We start from the raw sequence: 22046 nt of genomic DNA, 5'->3' as shown, positions 1-22046 counted from the left end.
GGCGCGACCCGTCCGCGCGCGCCGCACCGCACCAGCCGCGGGCCGGCACGTCAGGCGCCCCTCGGCTGGACCCCGACCGACGACCAGCGGGCCAGCCGGTCCTGGAGCTGCGGCCGGCCGCTTACCTCCAACTTCCGGTAGACGCGCGTCAGATGCTGCTCCACCGTGCTGACGGTGATCCAGAGTTTGCGGCTGATCTCCCGATTGGAGTGGCCGTCGGCGGCCAGCACCGCGACCCGGTGCTCGGCGTCGCTCAGGACGGGCGGCTCCGGCGCCCGGAGCGGACCCCGGTCGAGCGCCATCCGGGCCTCGGCGAGGTCGCTGTCGACCGGCACGAGCATGGGCGCGCCGAGGCCCCGGTCGCGCATGATCTGTCTGCACGCCTGCAGGTCGGTGATCGCGGTGAGCAGATGCCCTGTGGCCAGGTAGTACTTCCCGCGGGCGTGCAGGTACCGAAGGCCGATGACGGTGTCGAACATTGTCTCTGGAACGATCAGCTGTTGCGGTTCGGCGATCGCGTCGGCGCGCCCGCGCGCCGCGTCGGCCAACAGCAGGCACGTCAGCGGATACCCGATGAGCACCCCCCACTCTCCGGGACGCAGCAGCCGCAGCGCCTGAACCGCCTGCGTCGTCGCCGACCCGGGATCGTCCTGGGCGAGCGAGATCTCCGCGCGGACCGCGCGCAGCAGCGCCTGCCAGGTGACGCCGCCGCGCCGCACGGCCTCGTCGATGAGCCGGTCGCACTGGCGGGCCGCCTCGTCGCCCTCACCCGCGTACGCCAGGGTCAGCAGTGCGGTGGCCAGGACTTCCAGCCCGATCTCGTCGAGCCGGCAGCTCCTCAGGACATGTTCGGCGCTGTCCACGGCCTCCTTGCTGTCGGCTCCGGTCCACAGCGTGCTCAGGGAGTCGGCGATGGCGGTCCACGGGTCGTCGGCGGGCGTCCAGTGCTCGCCGAGCGCCGTGATGTCGACCGGCCCGCAGGAACGGTCGACGGTGGCGCCGTAGTACCAGTGCAGGGTGAGGCGCAGCTCGGCTGAGACCTGCGGTTCCGGCAGGACGCCGGACTCCCCGAGCCGGGCCAGGACCCGGGCGGCGGCGCCGAACTCGCCGTGCCACAGGGAGCGCTGGACCACGGTGACTGCATCCCGGCTGGTCAGGGCGGCGAGGTCCCGGTCGAGGACCGCCGCGGACGAGTACGCGGCGGTGGAGGGGTGGACCCGCCAGGCGACCTCGGCGCACGCCCTGGTGAGCTCGAACCGCTCCTGCTCGTCGTCGCAGGCCGCCAGCCCGAGCTCAAGGTAGCGCTGGGCCCGCGCGGGCCGGTCGGTGGCGAGCGCCTGCCGGGCGGCCTCCCGCAGGGTCCTTATCTGGAAGGGGCCGCTGATGCCGCCCGCGGCGAGGCAGTGCTCGGCGATGTCGGTCGCGGACACGCCGCGCCGCTGGAGCAGCTCAGCCGCGTGCCGGTGCATGGCCGAGCGCGCGTGGGGGGCCAGGTCGCCGAGGACCGCCAGGCGGACGGCGGAATGCCGGAACTGCCCGTCGGCGAGCAACCCCGCCGCGTCGAGGATCTCGATGACCTCGGTGACGTACTCCGGCGGCGCCTGCGCGAGCTGGACGAGCAGCGACTCCGTGGCGTGCTCGCCGAGCACGGCCAGCGCGTGGCAGACGTCCAGCAGCTCCGGTTCCCAGCGGTGCAGGCTGCCGAGGACGGCAAGCCCGAACTCGGTTCCCGGCTCCGGCGGCCCGTCCTTGCCGACCCGGTCGACGCTCCATTCCTCGACCAGCGCGTTCACCAGCAGCGGGTTTCCCCGGCTCTGCTCCATCAAGACCGGCGCGATGCGCAGCGCCGTCTGCCGGCCGAGCGAACCGGCCGTCAGCTCGACGACCGCGTCCCGCGACATCGGCGCGAGCCGCAGCGTGTGGACGGGGCGCCGGTTCAGTTCGGCGCAGAATAAGGACATGGTCGGGCGGGATCGTTCCCACATGTTGAGCACCACGAGTATGCGCGTCCCGTGGATGCGGCGGTGCAGATGAAGCAGCGCTTGCAGGGAGACGTCGTCCGCGAAATGCACGTCGTCCACGCCGATGACGACGGGGCGTTCCCTCGACACCTCCAGCAGCCGCTCGCACACTCGCTGGACCAGCCGGTCGGCGCTGCCGTCGTCGGCGCATGCGTCCATGCTGGCGTCCATGCCCAGCCCGCCGCCGCGCAGGACCTGCTCGATCACCCCGCCGCGGACCGTGCGCTCAACCTGGGAGCCGTGCGCAATTAACGTGAGCGCCCCCGCGTCCCGCGAATTCAGCAGGAAATCGTAGAGAAGTCTGGTTTTACCGCTCGCCATCCCACCGCGAACGAGGAATATGCCTGCATTACCGTCGGACGTTTCTCGATATATTTCTCTGAGTTGAGAGAGCGCGTCCATGTACTCCACAGGAGCCATCCTGAAAAGTCCCCCGTCTGTCGCTACTTTTCGTAGCGACGTCAAAACACCCCGTGTCAATGCCTGTAGCCGCACAAGATCCTAGCTCCGATGTCCGCACATGTGAAGCTATCTCAGTGCTTGCGATCACTGCTCTGGACTCCCGATACTCGGATTTAACTTGGGCGAGTGCGGGAATGATCTTGAATTGTTTCGGTTGCGGTCCGTAGCGTTTTCCATCGAAAGGCCGCGTCCATGCAGGTTATTCCATGATCTATTGTCGCGCATCGTGATAATGCACTCAGCCTCGATCGCCGTGTGAATTGCGGGCATCGGTTGCATCATCATCGCGGTGGCCGTACTCATCCCCCAAGCGGCCCCCGACCGGCACGGACACCGGAACTACCACTGCCGTTTCAGGTGCGCAGACGGTGGCCGGCGGCGGTCCACAGGTCGGCGAAGTCCGCTTTCCCGCACCGGCATTAGGGCAGGTGGCGGATGATGCGGCGAGCGCTGGTTGCGATGCGCGCCGGGATGTGGATCAGGCGGCGGCGGATGGCGCCGTCTTCCTCGCTCTGGCGTGGAAGACGGACCCTTGGCGGAGAAATGCGCGGAGTCGGCGCGGACGATGATCTGTGCGGTGATGCCCATCGCCCGCACCGTGGGCAGGGCCTCGCGCGGCAGCGACGCAACTCCCTTCCCGGGTGGACGTCTTGACTGAATCTTTCCCCTGTTGACTGAAGCTTTTCCATGATTTTGGACACTCGATTCCTGTGTTGCGAGTGCATGTTGCTGCCGCTGTCCGATCTCAGCTGGTGTGAGGTAGCCAAGCGTCTCGAGCAGGGCCCGGAAACCCTCCGCGGCGGCATTGTCGAAGTACGATCCGGTGCGTCCGCGGCTTTGCCGTAGTCTCAACTCCCTTATTACACACCGGAATTCGGCCGAGATGTATTCACTGCCGCGGTCGCTGTGTGTGATGCAGCCGGGCCGCGGTGCGGCCCGGCCGTGGGCCATCCGCAGCGCGTCCACGACAAGGGCGGCGGGGCGGTGTGAGGTGGCCTGCGGGGCTCGAAAAGCCGTCGCTGCAGGTGACGCCAGGGCCGGCCGGTTGCGCTGTCGGGCCTGATACCCCGCTACCGGTGGCGTGGGGTATTCATGGCCACGCCCGGCACCCTGCCGGCGTGGCATCGCGGGTTCATGTCCAGGGCGCTGGTCGGCTCGTCGACCAACATCACCGACGGGCGCATGGCCGGCGCGCGGGCGATCGCCACGCGCTGCTGCTGCCCGTCGGACAACTGCGCCAGGGGGCGACCACCTGTCCCGGTTCGATCCGCAGGTCGATTCCGCGCAGGACACCGATGGAGCCGAAGCTCTTGGGTACGTCCCGAATCTCGATCGCGGACGCGGCGGTGGCCGGGGCAGCCTGTGCCCCGGGTCGCGGAGGCTCTACGAGACGGTCGTGGACAGCATCCTCGAACTGGTGGAAGTCAGACGGTTGCGACCCGGTGACGCGCTGCCCGCGGATCGGGAGCTCTCGGAAGTCTTCGGGGTCAGCCGCAACGTCCTGCGCCAGGCGTTCGGCGTCCTGGAAGAACGCGGGCTGCTGCGCATCGTGCGCGGGTCAGGAGGGCCGGAGGGCCGGGGGCCGGAGGGCCGGTACGGCCTCCGGCCCTCCGAGGCCTCACATGTGGACCACGGGTGCCGCGTCGGGGTCCTGGGCGGGTGTGCCGCGCCGGTAGAGGATCACGCTGATGATCAGGCCGGCGGCGAAGAAGACGGCTGACCACCAGTACGCGGTGGAGTAGCCCTCCAGGCCGGCCTGGGCCAGGACGGCAGGGTCCCTGGGATTCTTGCCGTCCAGGTAGTCGGTGACGGCGCTGGTGGTGAGGGTGTTGAGCAGGGCGGTGCCCAGGGAGCCGCCGACCTGCTGCATGGTGTTGACCGCGGCGGAGGCGACACCGGCGTCCTCGGCGCTCACCCCGGCGGTGGCCAGGCTCATGGCGGGGGCCATGACCAGGCCGAGGCCGAGTCCCGCCACGACCAGCGGAGGCAGGATGTCGGTGGTGTAGCCGCTCTGGAGGTCGAGGGCGGTCAGCCAGGCCATGCCCGCGGCGGCGGTGCCCATGCCCAGCGGCACCACCGTCTTGGGGCCGATCCGGGGGACCAGCACGGTGGAGGCGAGGGCGGAGGTGAGCATGAGCGCGGCGACCATGGGCAGGAACGCCAGTCCGGTCTTGATGGGCGAGTAGCCGAGGCTCTGCTGCAGGTAGTAGGTGAGGAAGAGGAAGACGCCGAACATTCCGGCGCCGGTGATCAGTACGGAGATGAAGGAGGCGCCGCGGTCGCGGTCGAGCAGGACGCGCAGGGGCAGCAGGGGATGTGCGGATCGGGTCTGCCACCAGGCGAACGCGGCGAGCAGCACCGCGCCCGCGACGAGGAAGCCCCAGGTGGCCGGGGAGTCCCAGTCGTGGCTTTCGGCGTTGGAGAAGCCGTAGACCAGGCCGAACAGACCGGCGGAGACGAGGACGGCGCCGGGGAGGTCAATGGTGGCGGTCGTGTCGCGGGTGGCGCGCCGCAGCAGCAGGACGCCGCCGATGAAGGCGACGGCGGCGAAGGCGAGGTTGACGTAGAGGGTCCAGCGCCAGGTGAGGTGCTCGGTCAGCACACCGCCCAGGAGCAGGCCGATGGCACCGCCCGCACCGGCGATGGCGCCGTAGACGCCGAAGGCCTTGGCGCGTTCCCTGGCGTCGGTGAAGGTCGTGGTCAGCAAGGAGAGGGCGGCCGGGGCGAGCAGCGCGCCGAACAGGCCCTGTGCGGCGCGGGCGGCGACGAGTATCTCGAAGCTGCCCGCGGCGCCTCCCAGGGCGGAGGCCCCGGCGAAGCCGGCCAGCCCGACGAGGAAGGTCATCTTGCGGCCGAACAGGTCGGCTATGCGGCCGCCGAGCAGGAGCAGGCTGCCGAAGGCGAGGGCATAGGCGGTGACGATCCACTGCCGGTCCCCGTCGGAGAACCCCAGGTCCTTCTGTGCCGAGGGCAGGGCGATGTTCACGATCGTCGCGTCCAGCACCACCATGAGCTGGGCCAGGCCGATGACGGCGAGGATCCACCAGCGATGGCGGGGCGGTGCGTCGGCGGAGGAGAGGGACGTGACGGCCGCGCCGGCGGATGCGTCGGCGAGGGGTCGGGGCATGACGACAACTCCAGAGACGGGGGAAGGGGGGAGGCCGGAGGCGCGGTGCGGATGGCTGCGTCGGCGGAGCTCGTCACGACCTCTGACACCTGTCAGATTAGTTTGAATCTGACAGGTGTCAAGTAAGCTGTTCATGGCACCCAGGAACGAGTACGTGGCAATGGAGGCAGTGGTGGCAGCGCGAGCCGAATCCGTTCGACGGCCGGGGCGTCCTGGCGCGGGCACACCCGTGGTACCCGAGGGGGAGAGCATCCTGCTGCGCGGGCTCGAAGCCTTCGCGGAACTGGGCTACGAGGGCGCCTCCGCGCGCGAGCTGGCTCGACGTCTGGGCGTCAGTCACAACTTCATCAACGACCGGTACGGGTCCAAGGCGGCCTTCTGGCGGGCGGTGGTGGATCAGGCGCTGGGGGCGCAGCTGGCGCGTATCCCGCAGGTGGACGAGTCACTCGAGGATGCCGAGCTGCTGCGGCAGACCATCACCGGCTTCTACCGGACCGCGGCGGACGCGCCGCTGATCGGACGTCTCTTCGTCAACGAATTCACCCTGGACACCGAGCGGCTGGACTACCTGTACGAGCACTACATCGCCCCGACCTTGCAGACCTTGGTGCCCAGCATCGATCGGCTCGTCGCCTCCGGGCGTATGGCGCCCATCCCGATGGACGTGCTGTTCTTCGCCATCATCCCCCCGATCTCGGGAATGGTGGAGGTGCCTCTGGCGAGGCGCCTGGGCCGGTCCGAGGCCTCCTCGCCGGAACAGCTCACGGCCACCGCGGAATCGCTGGCGACGCTCGTGGTCAACGGACTGCTCGGCACGGGTTCGGACAGTCGCCGCTGAGCCTCGTGGTCGATCTTGATTGACGCTGGTGGAAAGGGGTGCCAACCTCGGGTCGTGCAGGTGACGATTCGGGACGTGGCAAGGGCATCGGGGGTCTCCCCCTCTACGGTGTCACGGGCGCTGGCGCCCGGCGGGACGGTGAGCCCGACGACGCGCGAGCGTGTACGAGCCGCCGCCGACCGGCTCGGCTACCAGCCCAACCGTGCGGCGCGAGGCTTGATCACGGGACGTACGGGCCAACTGGGAGTGATCGTCCCGGACTTGCTGAATCCCTTCTTCGCGGAGTGCTGCAAGGGGGTGCAGTCCCGGGCCCGGGGCCTGGGCTACTCGGTGTTCGTGTCCGACGCCGAACGGGACGAGGCCCTGGAGCTGGACGCGATCCGCACCCTCGCCCCGCAGGTGGACGGCCTTGTCCTGGTCTCCCCGCAGCTGAGCGGCGATGAGCTGCGGTCGCTGGACGAACTCGTCGACAAGCCGACTGTGCTGCTGCACCGCCGCGAGCCCGGCTTCGCGAGCGTCACGGCCGATCTGATAGCGGGCATGACCGACGCGGTGGCCCATCTGCACGCACTGGGCCACCGCAAGATCGCGTACGTCGGCGGTCCGCGCAGTTCATGGGCCGCGCGGGAGCGGGCGGCGGGCGTCGAGGCGATGGCGGAGTCGGGCAAGGTCGAGATCGTGCATGTGGGGAGCGTGGCCCCGCAGTTCGACGGCGGAATCACCGGGGCCGCCGACGTGGTGCTCGCCAGCGGGGCGAGCGCGGTGGTGGCGTTCAACGACATCGTCGCGTTCGGGCTGATCAGCCGGTTCACCGCGCGTGGGGTGCGGGTGCCGGACGAGATGAGCGTGGTGGGCTGCGACGACATCGCGCTGTCCGGGATGGCCGCGCCGCCGCTGACCACGGTGTCGGTGCCGAAGGCGTACGCCGCGCGGGCCTCCGTCGATCTGCTGTCCCGCATCCTGGGCACGCCCGCGGTGGACGGAGCGGAGCCGATGCAGCGGGTGCTGGAGACGCATCTGGTGGTACGGGGGTCGACGGCCGAGGTCGAGTGAGAGACCTCGGCCACCGGCGGGGCGACGTTCGCCGGCGGAGCGGCTGCTACCAGCGCGGCAGTGTCGGATCGAAATCCGGCTCGACGGTCCTCAGGTAGGTCTTGTCGTTCCGGTGCTCGCGTCCCAGGCCCAGATACGTGGCGTGCAGCCGGTCGAGTACGGCGCGGTCCAGCTCGACCCCGAGCCCGGGGCCGCGCGGGACCTCCACGGCTCCGTCGGTGAAGGCAAGGGTGCCGGGCGCCACCACGTCGTCCGCGGCGTTCCACGGGTAGTGGGTGTCGCACGCGTAGGCCAGGTCCTCGGTGGCAGCGGCGGCGTGGGTCATGGCCGCGAGGCTGATACCCAGGTGCGAGTTCGAGTGCATGGACAGGCCCCAGCCGACGGCCTTGCACACGTCGCCCAGCGCGGCGGTGCCCCGCAGCCCGCCCCAGTAGTGGTGATCGGCCAGCACGATCCGCACGGCGCCGTGGTCGAGGGCGGGGCGCATGGTCTCCAGCGAGTTCACGCACATGTTCGTGGCGAGCGGGATCGAGGTGTGCGCGGCGAGGGCGCCCATGTCCGCGACCCCGGCCACCGGGTCCTCCAGATATTCGAGGACGCCTTCGAGCTCGCGAACCGCGGCCAGGGAGGTCTGGAGGGTCCACGCGGCGTTCGGGTCGATACGGAGCGGATGCCCGGGGAACGCCGCCCGCAGCGCGTGGATGGCCGCGATCTCCTCGTCCGGCGGGAAGACCCCGCCCTTGAGCTTGAGCGAGCGGAACCCGTACCGGTCCACCATGCGCCGCGCCTGGGCGACGATGCCGTCGGGGTCCAGGGCGGCCCCCCAGTCGTCCCCGATCGCCGGAGCACCGTTCCGTTCCGGGTGCTCCTTCCACTTGTAGAAGAGGTAGGCGCTGTAGGGGACCGCGTCGCGCACCCGGCCGCCCAGGAGGTCGACGACCGGTACGCCGGACAGCTTGCCCTGTGCGTCCAGGCAGGCGACCTCGATCGCCGCGTAGACGCGCCGTACGTCGAAGGCGGGCGCGGGAATCGGGGCGGGGCCGCGTGATTCGGGCGGGCTCGTGCGGTCGGCCCAGCGCCGCCAAGGCGCGCCGGTGCCGTAGTCGACGCCGTCCGCCCGGCCGGCCAGCAGTGCGCGGACGGTCCGGCCGACCGCCGCCGTATCGAAGACGTGGATGCCCGCCAGATGTGCGCCGGCGAGGGTCAGCCAGTCGAGCTGCCAGGCGTGACCGGCGCATTCGCCGAGGCCGGTCACCTCGCCACCGCGGCCGTCGTCCACGACCAGCTCGACGACCGCGCGCAGGACGTGGGGCTGGTGTACTCCGTCGGCGTTGAGCAGCGGGGGGTCGCGGAAGGCGATGGGAGTGACCCGCAGTTCACGGATGATCATGGCTCAGCCCTGTGGCACGGTCGTGGTGTACTTCTCCATCATGTGGGCGGCCGCCGCCCGTACGCTCCGCTTGCCGAAGATCACGTCCTGGTAGACGCCCTCGAACTCCAGCTTGTCCTCGTCGGAGCCGGGCGGAGGCAGCGGAGATGGCGCGAAGTCCTTCTCGAATTCCTCGACGTAGTCGTAGACCATGCGGTCGCCCTTGCTGAAGCCGGGGGCGAGGCGGTTGAGGTTCGGCCGGTTCGGCGGGAGTCCGCGTACGACGCCGAGCGCGCGTCCCGCCTGGGGGTCGTTGAGCAGGAAGTCCAGCAGCAGCGCGACCTCCCGCTTGTGCGGGCAGCGTTGCTGTACGCACATCATTCCCGCACCCGCGGTCAGTCCGAGCGGGGCGCCGGAGGACACGGTGGGGAACGGCACGGCGGCGACCTCGCCGTAGGCCTCGAAGTAGGGCGTGACCGAGGAGGTGAGCTTGAACTCGGCCGTGGAGATCTTCCGTACCAGCGGAGAGCTTTCGATCGAGCCGTCGTAGGAGGCGGTGATGTGGGGCGGGGTGAAGATGCCCTTGTCCCGCAGCCGCGAGGTCAGCTCCCAGAATCCGGCGAGATCGGCCGTGGTGAAGCCGACCGAGGCGTCGGCCTTGTAGATCGACTTGCCCCGCTGGGCGAGCCATACGTTGAAGCACTCGCTGTAGCCGCCGAAATCGGTGAGCGGGCTTCGACCGGGCACGGCCCGCTTCAGGGCCGGGCCGACGTCGTCCAGCAGGTCGTCCCAGGTCCACCCCTTCTTCGGGAGGCCGACCCCCGCCTTGCGCCAGAGGGTGGGGTCGACGAACAGGGCCTGCGTCGTGAGGCCCGTCGGTACCGCGTACAGCTTGCCGCCCAACCGGTTGGCGTTCACATAGGTGGCGGGCACCTGGTCCAGGGAGAGGGCGGAGAATTCGGGGCCGTCGAGGTTCGCGAGCAGCCCGTAGTCCGCGTAGGACCGCATCTGGTAGTAGTCCATCTGCAGAACGTCGGGGCCGCTGCCGGCCGCCACTTGGGTGGCCAGCCGCTGGAAGTAGGCGTCGTACCCGGTGAACGAGGTCTCGACCTCGACCTTCGGATGGCGGCTCTCGAAGATCCGCAGCGCCTTGGCGGTGGCCAGGTTGCGATCGTCGGGGCCCCACCACTGGAAGCCGAGCGTCACCGCGTCGTCGGCGGCGGCCTTCGGCGTGGCGCACCCCGCGGTGGCGGCGCCCAGACCCAGTGCGCCGAGCGAAGCGAGCAGCCGGCGGCGCGAGGGCGAGATGGGGGTGGGGGGACGGCGTGTTGCGGACATCGCGGCCCTTCACTCGGTGGGTCGGGGGACGGCGGAGGATGACTGTGGATGACTGCAAACGTTGCCACTCTGTTGCAGGCTGAGCCGGAAATTACGCTCGCCAGCAGGCCTCAGTCAATGTCAAGAACCGAATCATCAGGGAAAGTTCGCCGAATCCCACCTCTTGCCGCAGGCGCGATCGCATGCAACCGTTGCCGCCGTCATCCATCCTCGCCTTGCAGGAGCACGAATGGCCCAGGCGACCGCACCGCCCCGTCCCTTGCCCCGCCCCGGCGGCGGCGTCACCGACGCCGCTCCCGCGGTGCGGCGCCGCCGCCGTTCCACGGCTCTGTCGGCACACGTCTTCCTGGCGCCCTGGCTGATCGGCGCGGTCGTCCTGACCCTGGGCCCGATGCTGGCTTCGCTGTATCTGTCGTTCACCGACTACGACCTCTTCTCGAGGCCGAACTGGGTGGGGCTGGCCAACTACCGCTACATGCTGGCGGACGACCGGTTCCTCACCTCGGTGGGCGTCACCCTGAAGTTCGTCCTCATCGGCGCGCCGCTCAAGCTCGCGGCCGCCCTCGCCGTGGCGCTGCTGCTGAACCGCGCCCGCCGCGGAGTCGGCCTGTACCGCGCCGCGTTCTACGCCCCGTCACTGCTCGGCGCGAGCGTCAGTGTCGCCCTGGTGTGGCGGTCCCTGTTCGCCACCGGGGGTCTCACCGACCGCTCCCTGGCCTTCTTCGGCCTTGAGATCGGCGGTCTCACCGACAACCCCGACTACGCCCTGTACCCGCTGATCATGCTGACCGTCTGGCAGTTCGGCGCCCCCATGGTGATCTTCCTGGCCGGGCTGAAGCAGATCCCGAAGGAGCTGTACGAGGCGTCCTCGATCGACGGAGCGAGCCGGATCCGTACCTTCTTCTCCATCACCCTGCCGATGCTGACGCCCGTCCTCTTCTTCAATCTGGTCATGGAGATCATCCACTCCTTCCAGTCCTTCACCTCGGCGTTCGTGGTCAGCAATGGCACCGGAGGCCCGTCCGACTCGACGCTGTTCTACTCGCTGTACCTGTACCAACAGGCATTCACCAACTTCCACATGGGATACGCCTCCGCGATGGCGTGGGTCCTGCTGGCCGTCATCGCCCTGGTCACGTTCCTGGTCTTCCGCAGTTCCCGGATGTGGGTCTTCTACGGACAGGAGGAGGCGTCATGACGACCGCGACGTCCCCGGCCGCCGCCACCCCGCCGCTGCGTTCCGCGGTGTGGCACATCGTCTGCGTGGCGATCGGCCTCGTGCTGCTCTACCCGGTGCTGTGGCTGGTCACGGCGTCGGTGAAGTCCGGCACCGAGATCCTCTCCAACCTGAGCCCCGTCCCGAAGGCCTTCACCCCGGGCAACTACACCCAGGCCGCCGAGGGCGTCAGCGGCATCACCCTGTGGCGGCTGTTCGGCAACTCGCTGCTCATCTCCACCGGCGCGATCGTCGGCAACGTGCTGTCCTGCTCCCTCGCCGCCTACGCCTTCGCCCGGCTCCGCTTCCGGGGCCGCGGCCTCTACTTCGCGGTGATGATCGGCACGCTCATGCTGCCGATGCACGTCGTGCTGATCCCGCAGTACATCATCTTCCAGAAGCTCGGCATGGTCGGCACCTTCCTGCCGATCATCCTGCCGAAGTTCCTGGCCACCGAGGCCTTCTTCGTCTTCCTGATCGTCCAGTTCATCCGCTCGCTGCCGCGCGAACTCGACGAGGCGGCGGTCATCGACGGCTGCGGGCCGTACCGCACCTTCTGGTACGTCATCATGCCGCTGCTCAAACCGGCCCTGGTCACCACGACGATCTTCTCGTTCATCTGGAGCTGGAACGACTTCCTCTCCCAGCTGATGTATCTCGCCGACCCGCGGGACTACACGCTGCAGCTGGGCCTGCGGATGTTCGTCGACCAGTCCGGCAGCGCGGCGTTCGGGCCGATGTTCGCCATGTCGGTGCTCACCCTCGTACCCGTGCTGCTGTTCTTCCTCGCCTTCCAGCGGCTGCTGGTCGAAGGCGTGCACACCTCCGGGCTCAAGGGATAGGGGCCGGGGACATGCGCCGTTCCTGGTTCGCCCCGTTCGCCGACTGCCTGCTGCTCGGTGTGTTCCTGCTGCTCGCCTCGCTCCCCGTGGTCACCGCCTATCCCGCCCTGGTGGCCGGCTGCACCGTGCTGCGCGAGCAGGCGCACGGCGGCACCGGCGTGACCCCTCGCCACTTCCTGGCGGCGCTGCGCCGGGTGGTGCGCTCGGGGCCCTCGGTCTGGCTCGCACCCACCGGGGTGCTGGCCCTGTTGTGGCTGGACGCGCTCGCCCTGGACGCCCATGGACCGGACGCCGGTCCGGTCTTCGCCGTCGCGACAGCCGTCCTCGCCGCACTGGGGCTGCGGTGCGCCGCGGCCTGGCGGGACGGACTGCGCTGGCGTGCCGTCCTCGCCGCGGCGTTCCGGTCGGTGCCGGGGCAGCCGCTGGTACCCGTGCTGCTGGCCGGCTCGACGGCTGCCGCCGCCGTCCTGGTGACCATGTCCCCCGTCCTGCTGCTGGTCGTCCTCGGCCCTCTCGCGCTCGCCGCGACCGCCACCGACTCCTGGCGGCCCGCTCCCGCTCGTAAATAATCACACCCTTCAGGGGCTGGACGCCGTCGCCGGCCGGCGCGAGATGGCGCCGATCTGCCAGGTGGCGGAGTACAGCAGCAGCGCGACCGCGAACGAAGCGCCCGCTCTCTTGGCGGCCCCGGTCAACACGCCTTCGGCGAGGGTCCCCCACGGAGCATGGACCCTCTTGGAGGGATAGGTGGTCTCGCTCGCGCCGTCGCCCAGGTCGACGGTAGTCGGTTGGCTGTAGTCCACTTCGGTCACATGGCGGTAGGCGTTGAAGTCGTCACGGGCGTTGACGGCGCCGCCCAGCACGGGTGCCGCGACCAGCAGAGTCACCACGCTCCACCGCATGACGGGACCCAGGCGGGCAACGGTGTCGGTGCCACCGCGGGTGCGCGGACGGTCCCGGCGCCGCCAAAGATGCCAGCCGACGGCCGCCAGGCCGAAGACAGTGCTCGCGTACTGCAGCAGCCGGGCGACCGTCAAGCCTCCCGGGGCCGGGGCGCGCAGCGGCCGCACGTGGGTGACCAGGAAGCCGTCGCCGTGGGTGAAGGAGTCCCACGCGAGGTGGGACGCGATACCGATCAAGGCGGAGACCAGTAGCCACATGGTGTACCGGACCTTGTCCGGCAGGCCGGTCGTCCGCTCGGGTTCCGGAAGGCGGAGGCCGGATGGGAGCAGTGCTGTGATCGGCGCGCGCGGCATCCGGCAGGCGGCGACCAGACCGATGGCAAGGAACAGATCGGACACCAGGCCCACACCGGGGGAGTGGGTCTCCGTGGCGTTGAGGAGCGGCCCGTACCAGTCCCGGGGGCTGGTCTCGGACACGCCGAGGACGGCCAGGAAGTACGGGACGTCGGGTGCCACGGCACCCGCGACCAGAGACGCCGGAACGAAGGGCCGACGCATCAGCGGCAGCACTGCAGCGGGGTGGGACAAGGTGAACGGCAACTCGATGATCTTCTCTGCTCGGAAGGGACCGGGCGGGGTCGCCGCACGCCGCACCGCGGGCGCCCTTTCGCTGGGGGCACCCGAGATCGCACGGCCGGCCCGGACAGCGCTCACGGATAGAACTCCGGAGAGAGTATTCATCTCAACGGACTATTGCAACGTGTGCGGGGCACGGTGTGCTGCCGGCATGGGGAAGCCACCGGGCACGACACATCACCGACACGGCAAAGCCGGCCGCCCGTTCGCGGGCGACCGGCCGGCCGGAAGGAAGCGGGGTCAGCTTCGGCGGCGCACCGTCTGGAAGAACGCCGTGAGCGCGGCCACGACCGACAGCAGGAGAAGGGTGCCGAGGACGGGCCGGAGATCGCCCCAGACAGCCGCGTAGGAGTAGGCGATCAGCGGCGGAGAGGCCACGGCCATCGCGCCCATCTCACGCAGACCTGACGAACGCGCGCGGAGGGCGAGGACGGCCCCCGTGAAGGCGAGGACCAGCATCGGCCAGGCGCCGTAGTCCGTGGTCACACCGAGGGCCCCTGTGTAGGCCCCGGTGTTCACGACGACGACGGGAAACCACCCTGCGGCGGCCATGGCTCCGGCCGCCGCCGACAGCCGCCTGTCACCGCGTCGATCCGGAGGGCAGGCGAGGAGGACAGCGACGGTCAGCAACGCCGCGACCGGAGCGATGGCCCCGTCGTCGTACACGTGTGCGCCGGCGGCCCACTGCACGGCCGTCCCCAGCAGCCCGCACACTGCCGGCCCCACACCCGGTCCCCACCGGCCGGTCAAGGCGATGACCGCGCCGACGCACACCAGCAGTGAGAGCAGGATGTACAGGCTCAACGCACCATCCATGGCGGAGAGCTGCACCCATCCCGGGGCCGGCGAGAGAACAAGCCCGGCGTACCAGCGCGTCAGATGCAGCCCGCTGCCCACCGCACCAGCTGCCAGTGCGAACGGGGCGGCCAGGGCGAAGAAACGCCCCGCGGGCGACGCCGAGTCGAGCCCCAGCCGAACCCGCAGGGCGTGCGCGGCCAGGTCGGCGTCCGCACGCAGCCGGGCCGGACGCGGTAGGTCCGCCGTCATCTCCCGGTGCACGTCGATGATTTCCTGCCCGTAAGCATCCCGGTACGCAGCCGGATACAGACGGACGAGGAGGTCGCTCACGCCGGCGCAGCCGTACCGTCGGCCAGCCGCCGCCTGACTTCCCGAGCGGTCGCGGCCAGCCGCTCCGCCTCGGTCTCCAGCCGCTCCCGCCCGGCGGGAGCGAGAGCGAAGATACGACGAGCCCGGCCGCCCACCACCTCCTCGCGCTCCACCTGGATCAAACCCTCCGCCAGCAGCCTGTCCAGCGCCCCGTAGAGCGCCCCGGTACGCGGCGCCACTCGGCCGTCGGTGATGGTCTTGACCTCCTGGGCGATGGCATACCCGTGCCGAGGGGCATTCGCCAGCGCCGTCAGCAGCAGCAGGGCCAGCTCCTGCATTCCTCGTTCGCTCATACCGACAGAGTATTCCGCCCGACGGACCTTGGGAGGGCCGGAGCCGCGGCGGTCTCGTCCTCGCGGGTGCGGCGGCTCGATGTGGTCGTCATCCGGGCCGGTGCGGGATCGCTTCGCGCAGTCGTGCCGCGAGTTCGTGGGCGCTCGGGCTGGGTCCGGTGTCGGGGAGGTGAAGGTTGACGGCGAATGAGGGCAGCGGCGGCAGCGCGGTGTGGTGATCGAGTACGGCGAGGTCCTGGGGGACCGTGGAGGCGAGCATGGGGGTGACGGCCATGTCCATGCGGACCGTCGCGGCGGTTGCCTCGATGGTTCCGTTCTCGAACATGGTGCGCCAGTCGGTTCCGCCCGTGCGGAGTGCTGTCAGGACGGCGGGCCTGAAGGCACAGGTGGTGGAGACCATGGACACGGGCAGTGGCCGTGTCCGGTGGGCCGTGCCGCCGCGTGCGCCCACCCAGACGAGTTGGTCGGTCATGAGACATTCCCCGGGGGTGGGCCCGGTCGGCTCCTCCAGCACGGCGACGTCGAGGTCACCTCTGTCCAGGGCTTGAGCGAGTTCTGGTGAGGAGCCGGAGAGCAGCGTCAGTTCGACGTCCGGGCAGCGTTCGGCGAAATTCTTGAGCGCGTGGGCAAGGATGGTGCCGACCAGATCGTTGGGAGCGCCGAGACGCACCGCACCCGTGACGGTGTTCTCGGTCATGTCGGCCCAGATCTCGTCATTGAGGCTGAGCATGGTGCGGGCCCGGCCGATCAGGCGCTCACCGTGCGGAGTGAGGCGGAGGCCCCGCCTGCTGCGGATGAACAACGCGCAGTCGAGGGCCGACTCGAGCCGGGCGATCTGCTGGCTGACCGCTCCTTGCGTCACGTGCAGGGCATTTCCCGCTGCGGTCATACTGGCCCGCTCTGCCACGACGACGAAGGTCCGGAGCAGTGTGAGGTCGAGATCACGCGACATCCAGACATCATATTTCGTAATGGACCACATGTGAAACATTCGCTGTACTAATCCATGGTGGCGCGATCAACCTTTGACCATGGATGTCGCGGAACTCTCTCCCTTGGTCGTCTTCGCGCTGATCGCGACCGTCACGCCAGGCGGTGCCACGACGCTGGCCACGGCATCGGGCGCTCATTTCGGCTTCCGGCGTTCGGTTCCGCTGATGGCGGGGATCGCCGCGGGGCTCGCCTCGATGGCCGCCGCAGCCGCCGCGGGGCTCGGCGGCGTTCTGCTGGCCGTTCCCTGGCTGCAGGTGGTCATGAAGCTGGCCGGGAGTCTCTATCTGCTGTGGTTGGCGGTGGGCACCGCGCGTGCGGGCGCACCCGGCAGTCCGGGGGCCGCCGCGCGGCCTGTCGGGTTTCTGGGCGGGGTGTGGATGCTCTGGCAGAACCCCAAGGGGTGGACCATGACACTGGGTGCCGCGGCCTCGTTCGCCGCTCTGGCCGCCGGGCCGGCCCAGCTCGCCGTGTTGATGGGGGCCACCTTCGCCGTGGCGGCGTCCCTGTCGCTGTCGCTCTGGTGTCTGGCAGGTCTGCTTCTGGCGAGGCTGCTGCGTACCGACCGGCAATGGGGCGCGGTCAATCTGCTGCTGGCCGGGCTGCTCGTCGCCTCGATCGTGCTGATATGGATCTAGCCGTCCGCCCACGCGAGGTCGCGCAGCCGCGGCTGGGCGCCGTGTCCGCTTGAGGAGGCCCGGTATCCGGGATCACGGGTGCGCAACAGCGGGCCGCGTGAGGGTCCCGCCCGTGGACAGAGCGTGCAGTATGGGATCGCGGTCTGCCTGGGGGGAGGTGGTTCGGCCATGCGGCGGAAGCTGGGAGAGGCCCGCGGGAGCGGTCCTGTGCGCGGCGGCCGCAATGAGATATCGGGCGGTACGTTCCATGGCCCCGTCATCCAGGCGCAGAGTGTGGGCAGCGTCATCGCCCAGGTGCGGCCGGTGGGCCGGGACTATCTGTTTGCCGCGCTCGCCGGTGCCGTCCTGGTCGCGCTGGGGGTATTCCTGGGGGCTGGGGGCAGCAGCCTCGTGTCCGGAGCCCGAGCCAGGTGGCTGGCGGCGGCGGGGTGCGTGGGCCTCGCGGTCTTACTGGGTGCGGGGCTGGTGTCGCGTCATCGCCGCGAGGCCCGCCGCCTTCTCATCCAGGTTCCCGAGCGCGGCCTGCACGACGCCGCGGAGGCGCTCGCCCAGACCTTGGTCGTACGGTACGAACAAGAGGAGGCGCGCGGCCGCACGGACGATCCGATGCCGCTCACCGTTCGCTGGGCGCCCGCGGCGCCCGGTCTGGGCGATCACCACGAGAGCCTCGCCGATGACGGTGAAGCCCCCGTTCTGGAAGGCGAGTTCAGGCATATCGTCGATCAGTACACTCGGCTGCCACGCGGCCGGCTGCTGGTGCTCGGCGCTCCGGGAGCGGGCAAGTCCGTCCTCGTCCTCCGCCTCGCCAGGGATCTGCTGCGCCGACGCCGTGTCACCGAGCCGGTGCCGGTCGTCCTGCCGCTGGGTTCTTGGAATCCGCGCGTACAACCGTCCCTGTGGTGGTGGGCTGCCGGAGCTCTGGCCGAAGACCACCCCGACGTACTCACCTCGCCCGTCGCACCACGCCGTGCGGTGGCCCATCAGCTGATCACGTCCGGGCTGGTGCTGCCCGTACTGGATGGTTTCGACGAACTCCCCGCCAGGGTACGCGTGACCGCGCTCAGACAGCTGCGTGACAGTCTGCGCGGCACCGGGCCGCTGATCCTCACCAGCCGCAGCGCCGCCTTCACCATGGCGGTGGAGGAGGGGGACGTACGGCTGGCCGGCATGGCCGCCGTCGAACTGCGCCCGCTGGACGTGGCGGACGTACGCGCCTACCTGCCGCGTTCGGCGCGCCCCCGCACGGTCAAGGCGCCGCGGGAGGGGAGCACCGGCACCAAATGGGACCCGGTGCTCGCCCCGCTGGCGGATGAGCGTGACGACGCACATGAAGTACGGCTGCTGCGCGCCGTGTTGCGTACGCCGCTGATGGTCTCGCTCGCGCGTGCCGCCTACAGCGACACCAGCGCCGACCCCGCGGAACTCCTGACTCCCGGGCGCTTTCGCACCGCACATGACCTGGAACGGCACCTGTTCAGCGCCTTCGTGGACGCCGCCTACGCGCGCGACAGCACCGCCCCACCTGGCGCCGGACCGACATGGACGGGTGCGGAAGCCCACCGCTGGCTCGGTGAACTGGCACTGCGCCAGACCGAGACGGAGCAGCCGGACATCGCCTGGTGGCACGTGGACCGCATGGTGCCGGTGCGCGCCCGCATGCTGTTGACGCTGCCCCTGCCCGCGCTGCTCGCCATCATCGTCTCCCTGACCGGTTTGCCATGGGCCGAGAGCGCTTCCACGATGCCGCTGCCCATGTGGCTGGTCGCCCTCATCGGCGGGGTGGGGGCCGTGGTCGCGGACTGGTACCAGACCGCGGACGACGAACTCCCGCTGCCGCAGCGGCTACGGCGCCCCACGCCCCGCGACGTCCGGTCGGCCTTGCGCAAGCCCCGTTGGCGTATGTCGCTCGGCCTCGGCGCTGCGCTGCTCGGCGTCCTGTGGGTGGCGGCCGTTACGACAGGTGGCGACACGACGCGGACCGCCGCCGTGACCTGCACGGGGGGCTTGCTGGCCCTGGGCCTCATCGCCCTGCGCAACGCCGTGCGGGCTCCAGCCGACCCCGAGACCCACGGCCCCGAGGCCCTCTTGCGGGCCGACCGCCGGGCCGCGCTCTGGTTCGCCGTCGTCTCCCTCCCCGGCAGCCCGGCCCCGTTGCGCCTCCACAAGGGCCTTCTGGCGTGTGTGTCGATCGCTGTGCCTCTGTGGGGGCTCCGGCAGGGGCAGGACCTCGTGGACGCGGCCCGTTGGACCACGGCCGCCGTCGCGCTGGCCATCGGCGTCGGGGTGTGGAGCTGCGCCGTCTCCGCCTGGGGCCGATACTGCGCCGCGCGGTTCTGGCTCGGCCTCGGCGGGCATCTGCCCTGGCGCCTGACGCACTTCCTGCGGGACGCGCACCGCCGCGGAGTACTGCGGCAGTCCGGCGGCTCCTACCGCTTCCGGCACCTGGAGCTACAGCACGCGCTCGCCGCGGACGCGGCCACCCGCCGAACCCAGCAGACCGGCGGCGAGGAGTTCCCGCTCGACGAGGAGTCCGAGCGGTTGCCGGCCCGCCGCGTCGAGCTGGAGGACAGGGCGCTGGCCATGACGGGCGGCCTCGTGGCGTCGCTGGCCGCGCTCGCCCTGATCACCGGGGCCCTGGGCGGTCCCCCGGCGGCAGGTCCGATCCGCTCGCTCGACCGGGCCTGCGCCCTGCTCACACCCCGTGATCTGCGTCCCGTACTGGCGGACCCGGCCAGGGTGACCGGCTACAACAAGGACATCGGGGTCTGGCGCGCGCCCAAGCTGATCGATGTGGGTTACCCGAAACCGCACAGCACCAGCAGCTGCGTCTACGCGGAGCAGACTCCGTTCCGTCCGGACGCCGTGGTCACCGTGGGCGTGGGCTTCACCGCGGCCGAGCCGGGCCGTAGCAGCAGCGAGTCCGCCGAACAGTGGGTACGGAGCTTTCGGATGCGCGACGCCGTACGGCGCGACGGCGTCGGAGACTCGGCAATGGCGAGCGACGCCTCCCTGCCCGTCACCGATCCGACCGCCCCGCGGCTGAGCGGCACCGCTTCGATCCCCATGGGCGTCATGCGGGCGCGGGCCGACAACGCGGTGGTGGTCGTGGACGTCAGCATGGAATTCGCCACGGCGGCCCAGGTGCGCGGGATGGCGGAGGTCATCGCGCGTACCGTGCTGCGCAACGCCGAACTCATCAGCCGCGCGCGGCCAGGCGAGCGCATGCTGCGGGATCTGCCGCGCCCGCAGTTGCCGAAGAGGTCCCGGTTCGGTCTGTACCGCGACGAGCCCGCCAAGCGACTCCACGGCGCGCGGTGGCGCGGCGATGAGCGCTCCGAGATCCTCGGGATCCAGCTGCACAGCGAATTCTGGATGGCCCTGCGGCTGCCGCGCTCCGTGCGCTGTGCCGACACACCGTACGGCGAAGAGAAAGCGCACGAGGACGGACTGTCGTGCACGCTCAAGACCCCGGACGGGCCGCTGCGCATGGAGCTGGTGGTGTACGAATGTCCCTCCGCCTGCACAGAGGGCGACCGTGACACGTTCTACTCTCGCCGCCCCGGCCCGAGTCCGGACACCTTGCCCCGGCACGACGCCTACACGCGCTACCGTCTCGTCGACACCGACGAAGGCAGGACCGCTTACCTGGTCCGCTCCCTGAGGACCTGGTGGCGCCTGCCCGGACAGAAGGACCGGACACCACGCGACTACTTCCTGTGGCTGCGCGTCACGGCTCCGGCCGGCCACGGCGACACAGCGGAGAAGATCATGAACGATGTGTTCCAGCAACAGCCCGGCAGCGGCGGCTGACCAGCGCGGCACGCCGAGGGGGTCGCATCTTCGTATGCCGAGACCTGCCATCTGGGGCGTGATCGGTCCAGGCGGCGCGGAGCCGTGGTGTCGGTGATATGTCGGGGGTGTCGGTCCGATGCCGGTGGCTTGTCGGCGGAGGGCCGGAGCTTTGCCGCAGAGCCTGCCGGGTGTCCATCCGGCAGGTGTGCGACAGGCAAGGAATCAGCATGACCACTCACGTCACGATCATCGGTGCCGGACTCGGCGGGCTCACGCTCGCCCGAGTCCTGCACGTCCACGGCATCCCGGCCACCGTCTACGAGGCGGAGGCCTCACCGACGGCGCGTTCGCAGGGCGGGATGCTCGACATCCACGACTACAATGGCCTCCTGGCTGTGCGGGCGGCCGGTCTGATGCATGAGTTCCGCAGCATCGTCCTGGAGGGCCGCCAGGCGGTGCGGGGCCTGGACCGGGAGGGAAACGTCCTGGTCGACGAGGACGACGACGGTACGGGCGGACGCCCCGAGGTGCAACGCGGCGAGTTGCGGCAGATGCTGCTCGACTCGCTCCCGGCGGGCACCGTCCGGTGGGGGCACAAGGTCAGCGGTGTTCGCGGGCTCGGCGAGGGCCGCCATGAGGTGACCTTCGCCGACGACGGCACCGTCGTCACGAGCCTGCTGGTCGGTGCGGATGGCGCCTGGTCACGGGTCCGGCCGGTGCTCTCCACCGCCGACCCCGTGTACGCCGGCACGTCGTTCGTCGAGACCTACCTGTTCGACGCCGACACGCGGCACCCCGCTGCCGCGAAGGCGGTCGGTGGCGGGTCGATGTTCGCAGGCGATCAGGGCAAGAGGCAGATCGGGGCTCAACGGGAGAAAGGCGGGACCCTCCACGTCTACGCGATGCTGTCCGAGCCGCTGGACTGGTTCGGCGGTATCGACTTCACCGATCCCGCCGCGGCCGCCACACGGATCGCGCGGGCGTTCGACGGCTGGGCGCCGGAACTCACCGCCCTGATCACCGACAGCGACACCGCACCGGTTTTGCGCCCCCTCTACACGCTGCCAGCCGGGCACCGGTGGGACCGGGTGCCGGGGGCGACCCTGGTCGGGGACGCCGCCCACCTCATACCCCCGAACGGCGAGGGCGCCAACCTGGCCATGCTGGACGGCGCCGAACTCGGTGAGGCCCTCGCCGCGCACCCCGGCGACATCGAGACCGCGCTCTCCGCATACGAGCAAGCGATGTTCCCCCGCAGTGCCGAGCAGCTCGCGACAGCCGAAGACCCCGACAACCCCACGCTCGAGGACGTGATCAAATTCTTCGCCCGGGACGAGCTGACCCCATCAGCCGCCGGCTGAG

General features: G+C 70.3%; 17 protein-coding genes and 1 pseudogene. 9 read left to right on the top strand and 9 right to left on the bottom strand.

Annotation, left to right across the window (positions count from 1 at the left end; all coding sequences use genetic code 11):
- Positions 1–50: 50 nt before the first annotated feature.
- Entirely contained in the window at positions 51–2423 is a 2373-nt protein-coding gene (locus JK364_RS50455; RefSeq protein ID WP_230993797.1) for an AAA family ATPase, read from the bottom strand.
- A gap of 1196 nt (positions 2424–3619) precedes the next feature.
- Positions 3620–3721 (bottom strand): annotated as a pseudogene (locus tag JK364_RS56450) (ATP-binding cassette domain-containing protein); the annotation flags it as partial.
- Positions 3722–3735: 14 nt separating this feature from the next.
- Here JK364_RS56450 and JK364_RS50440 point away from each other — a divergent pair.
- Positions 3736–4203, top strand: a complete 468-nt coding sequence (locus JK364_RS50440; protein WP_307841669.1) for a FadR/GntR family transcriptional regulator — start codon at positions 3736–3738, stop codon at positions 4201–4203.
- Here JK364_RS50440 and JK364_RS50435 read toward each other — a convergent pair.
- Entirely contained in the window at positions 4102–5610 is a 1509-nt protein-coding gene (locus JK364_RS50435; RefSeq protein WP_201858216.1) for an MFS transporter, read from the bottom strand. The two genes, JK364_RS50440 and JK364_RS50435, sit on opposite strands and share 102 nt — an antisense overlap.
- 160 nt (positions 5611–5770) lie before the next feature.
- Here JK364_RS50435 and JK364_RS50430 point away from each other — a divergent pair, with 160 nt between their 5' ends.
- Together JK364_RS50430 and JK364_RS50425 are read left to right on the top strand one after the other, a co-directional pair.
- Positions 5771–6448 carry a TetR/AcrR family transcriptional regulator gene (locus JK364_RS50430; protein WP_201858215.1) on the top strand — a complete coding sequence of 226 codons (678 nt, stop codon included), beginning with the start codon at positions 5771–5773 and terminating at the stop codon, positions 6446–6448.
- A gap of 75 nt (positions 6449–6523) precedes the next feature.
- On the top strand, positions 6524–7501 hold the full coding sequence (locus JK364_RS50425; protein WP_307841666.1) for a LacI family DNA-binding transcriptional regulator: 978 nt from the start codon (positions 6524–6526) through the stop codon (positions 7499–7501).
- Positions 7502–7547: 46 nt separating this feature from the next.
- Here the strand turns inward: JK364_RS50425 and JK364_RS50420 are convergent, their stop codons facing one another.
- Positions 7548–8891: an enolase C-terminal domain-like protein gene (locus JK364_RS50420; RefSeq protein WP_201858213.1), complete on the bottom strand. Its 1344-nt coding sequence runs from the start codon at positions 8889–8891 to the stop codon at positions 7548–7550.
- 3 nt (positions 8892–8894) lie between these two features.
- The gene (locus JK364_RS50415) at positions 8895–10208 is read right to left on the bottom strand and encodes an ABC transporter substrate-binding protein (protein ID WP_201858212.1); all 1314 of its coding nucleotides are present in this window, start codon (positions 10206–10208) and stop codon (positions 8895–8897) included.
- A gap of 229 nt (positions 10209–10437) precedes the next feature.
- Here JK364_RS50415 and JK364_RS50410 point away from each other — a divergent pair, with 229 nt between their 5' ends.
- From JK364_RS50410 to JK364_RS50400, 3 genes are read left to right on the top strand one after another with little or no spacing between them, the layout of a single operon-like run.
- The gene (locus tag JK364_RS50410; RefSeq protein ID WP_201858211.1) at positions 10438–11406 is read left to right on the top strand and encodes a carbohydrate ABC transporter permease; all 969 of its coding nucleotides are present in this window, start codon (positions 10438–10440) and stop codon (positions 11404–11406) included.
- Positions 11403–12266, top strand: coding sequence for a carbohydrate ABC transporter permease (locus JK364_RS50405; RefSeq protein ID WP_201858210.1), 864 nt, complete (start codon positions 11403–11405; stop codon positions 12264–12266). Before JK364_RS50410 ends, JK364_RS50405 begins: the two co-directional genes overlap by 4 nt.
- A gap of 11 nt (positions 12267–12277) precedes the next feature.
- Positions 12278–12835, top strand: coding sequence for a hypothetical protein (locus JK364_RS50400; RefSeq protein ID WP_201858209.1), 558 nt, complete (start codon positions 12278–12280; stop codon positions 12833–12835).
- A 9-nt stretch (positions 12836–12844) separates the two neighbouring features.
- Here the strand turns inward: JK364_RS50400 and JK364_RS50395 are convergent, their stop codons facing one another.
- The 4 genes from JK364_RS50395 to JK364_RS50380 form a co-directional block, all read right to left on the bottom strand.
- Positions 12845–13882 carry a DUF4184 family protein gene (locus JK364_RS50395; RefSeq protein ID WP_201858208.1) on the bottom strand — a complete coding sequence of 346 codons (1038 nt, stop codon included), beginning with the start codon at positions 13880–13882 and terminating at the stop codon, positions 12845–12847.
- A gap of 162 nt (positions 13883–14044) precedes the next feature.
- Positions 14045–14932: a hypothetical protein gene (locus tag JK364_RS50390; protein WP_201858207.1), complete on the bottom strand. Its 888-nt coding sequence runs from the start codon at positions 14930–14932 to the stop codon at positions 14045–14047.
- Positions 14929–15264: a PadR family transcriptional regulator gene (locus JK364_RS50385; RefSeq protein ID WP_201858206.1), complete on the bottom strand. Its 336-nt coding sequence runs from the start codon at positions 15262–15264 to the stop codon at positions 14929–14931. Before JK364_RS50385 ends, JK364_RS50390 begins: the two co-directional genes overlap by 4 nt.
- 88 nt (positions 15265–15352) lie before the next feature.
- On the bottom strand, positions 15353–16216 hold the full coding sequence (locus JK364_RS50380; RefSeq protein WP_201858205.1) for a LysR family transcriptional regulator: 864 nt from the start codon (positions 16214–16216) through the stop codon (positions 15353–15355).
- A gap of 79 nt (positions 16217–16295) precedes the next feature.
- Here JK364_RS50380 and JK364_RS50375 point away from each other — a divergent pair, with 79 nt between their 5' ends.
- The 3 genes from JK364_RS50375 to JK364_RS50365 all read left to right on the top strand — a co-directional run bounded on the left by JK364_RS50375 (position 16296) and on the right by JK364_RS50365 (position 22045).
- Entirely contained in the window at positions 16296–16892 is a 597-nt protein-coding gene (locus tag JK364_RS50375; RefSeq protein ID WP_201858204.1) for a LysE family translocator, read from the top strand.
- Between the two features lie 168 nt (positions 16893–17060).
- A complete protein-coding gene (locus JK364_RS50370) occupies positions 17061–20702 on the top strand; it encodes an NACHT domain-containing protein (RefSeq protein ID WP_201858203.1) in 3642 nt (1213 codons plus the stop codon).
- A 209-nt stretch (positions 20703–20911) separates the two neighbouring features.
- Positions 20912–22045, top strand: a complete 1134-nt coding sequence (locus JK364_RS50365; protein WP_201858202.1) for an FAD-dependent oxidoreductase — start codon at positions 20912–20914, stop codon at positions 22043–22045.
- Position 22046: the final 1 nt, after the last annotated feature.

Origin of the sequence: Streptomyces endocoffeicus (genome assembly GCF_016741935.1) — a bacterium.
Lineage (GTDB): Bacteria > Actinomycetota > Actinomycetes > Streptomycetales > Streptomycetaceae > Streptomyces > Streptomyces endocoffeicus.
Note: the sequence above shows the minus strand (reverse complement) of the source record. Positions and strands in the feature narration are given on the sequence as shown.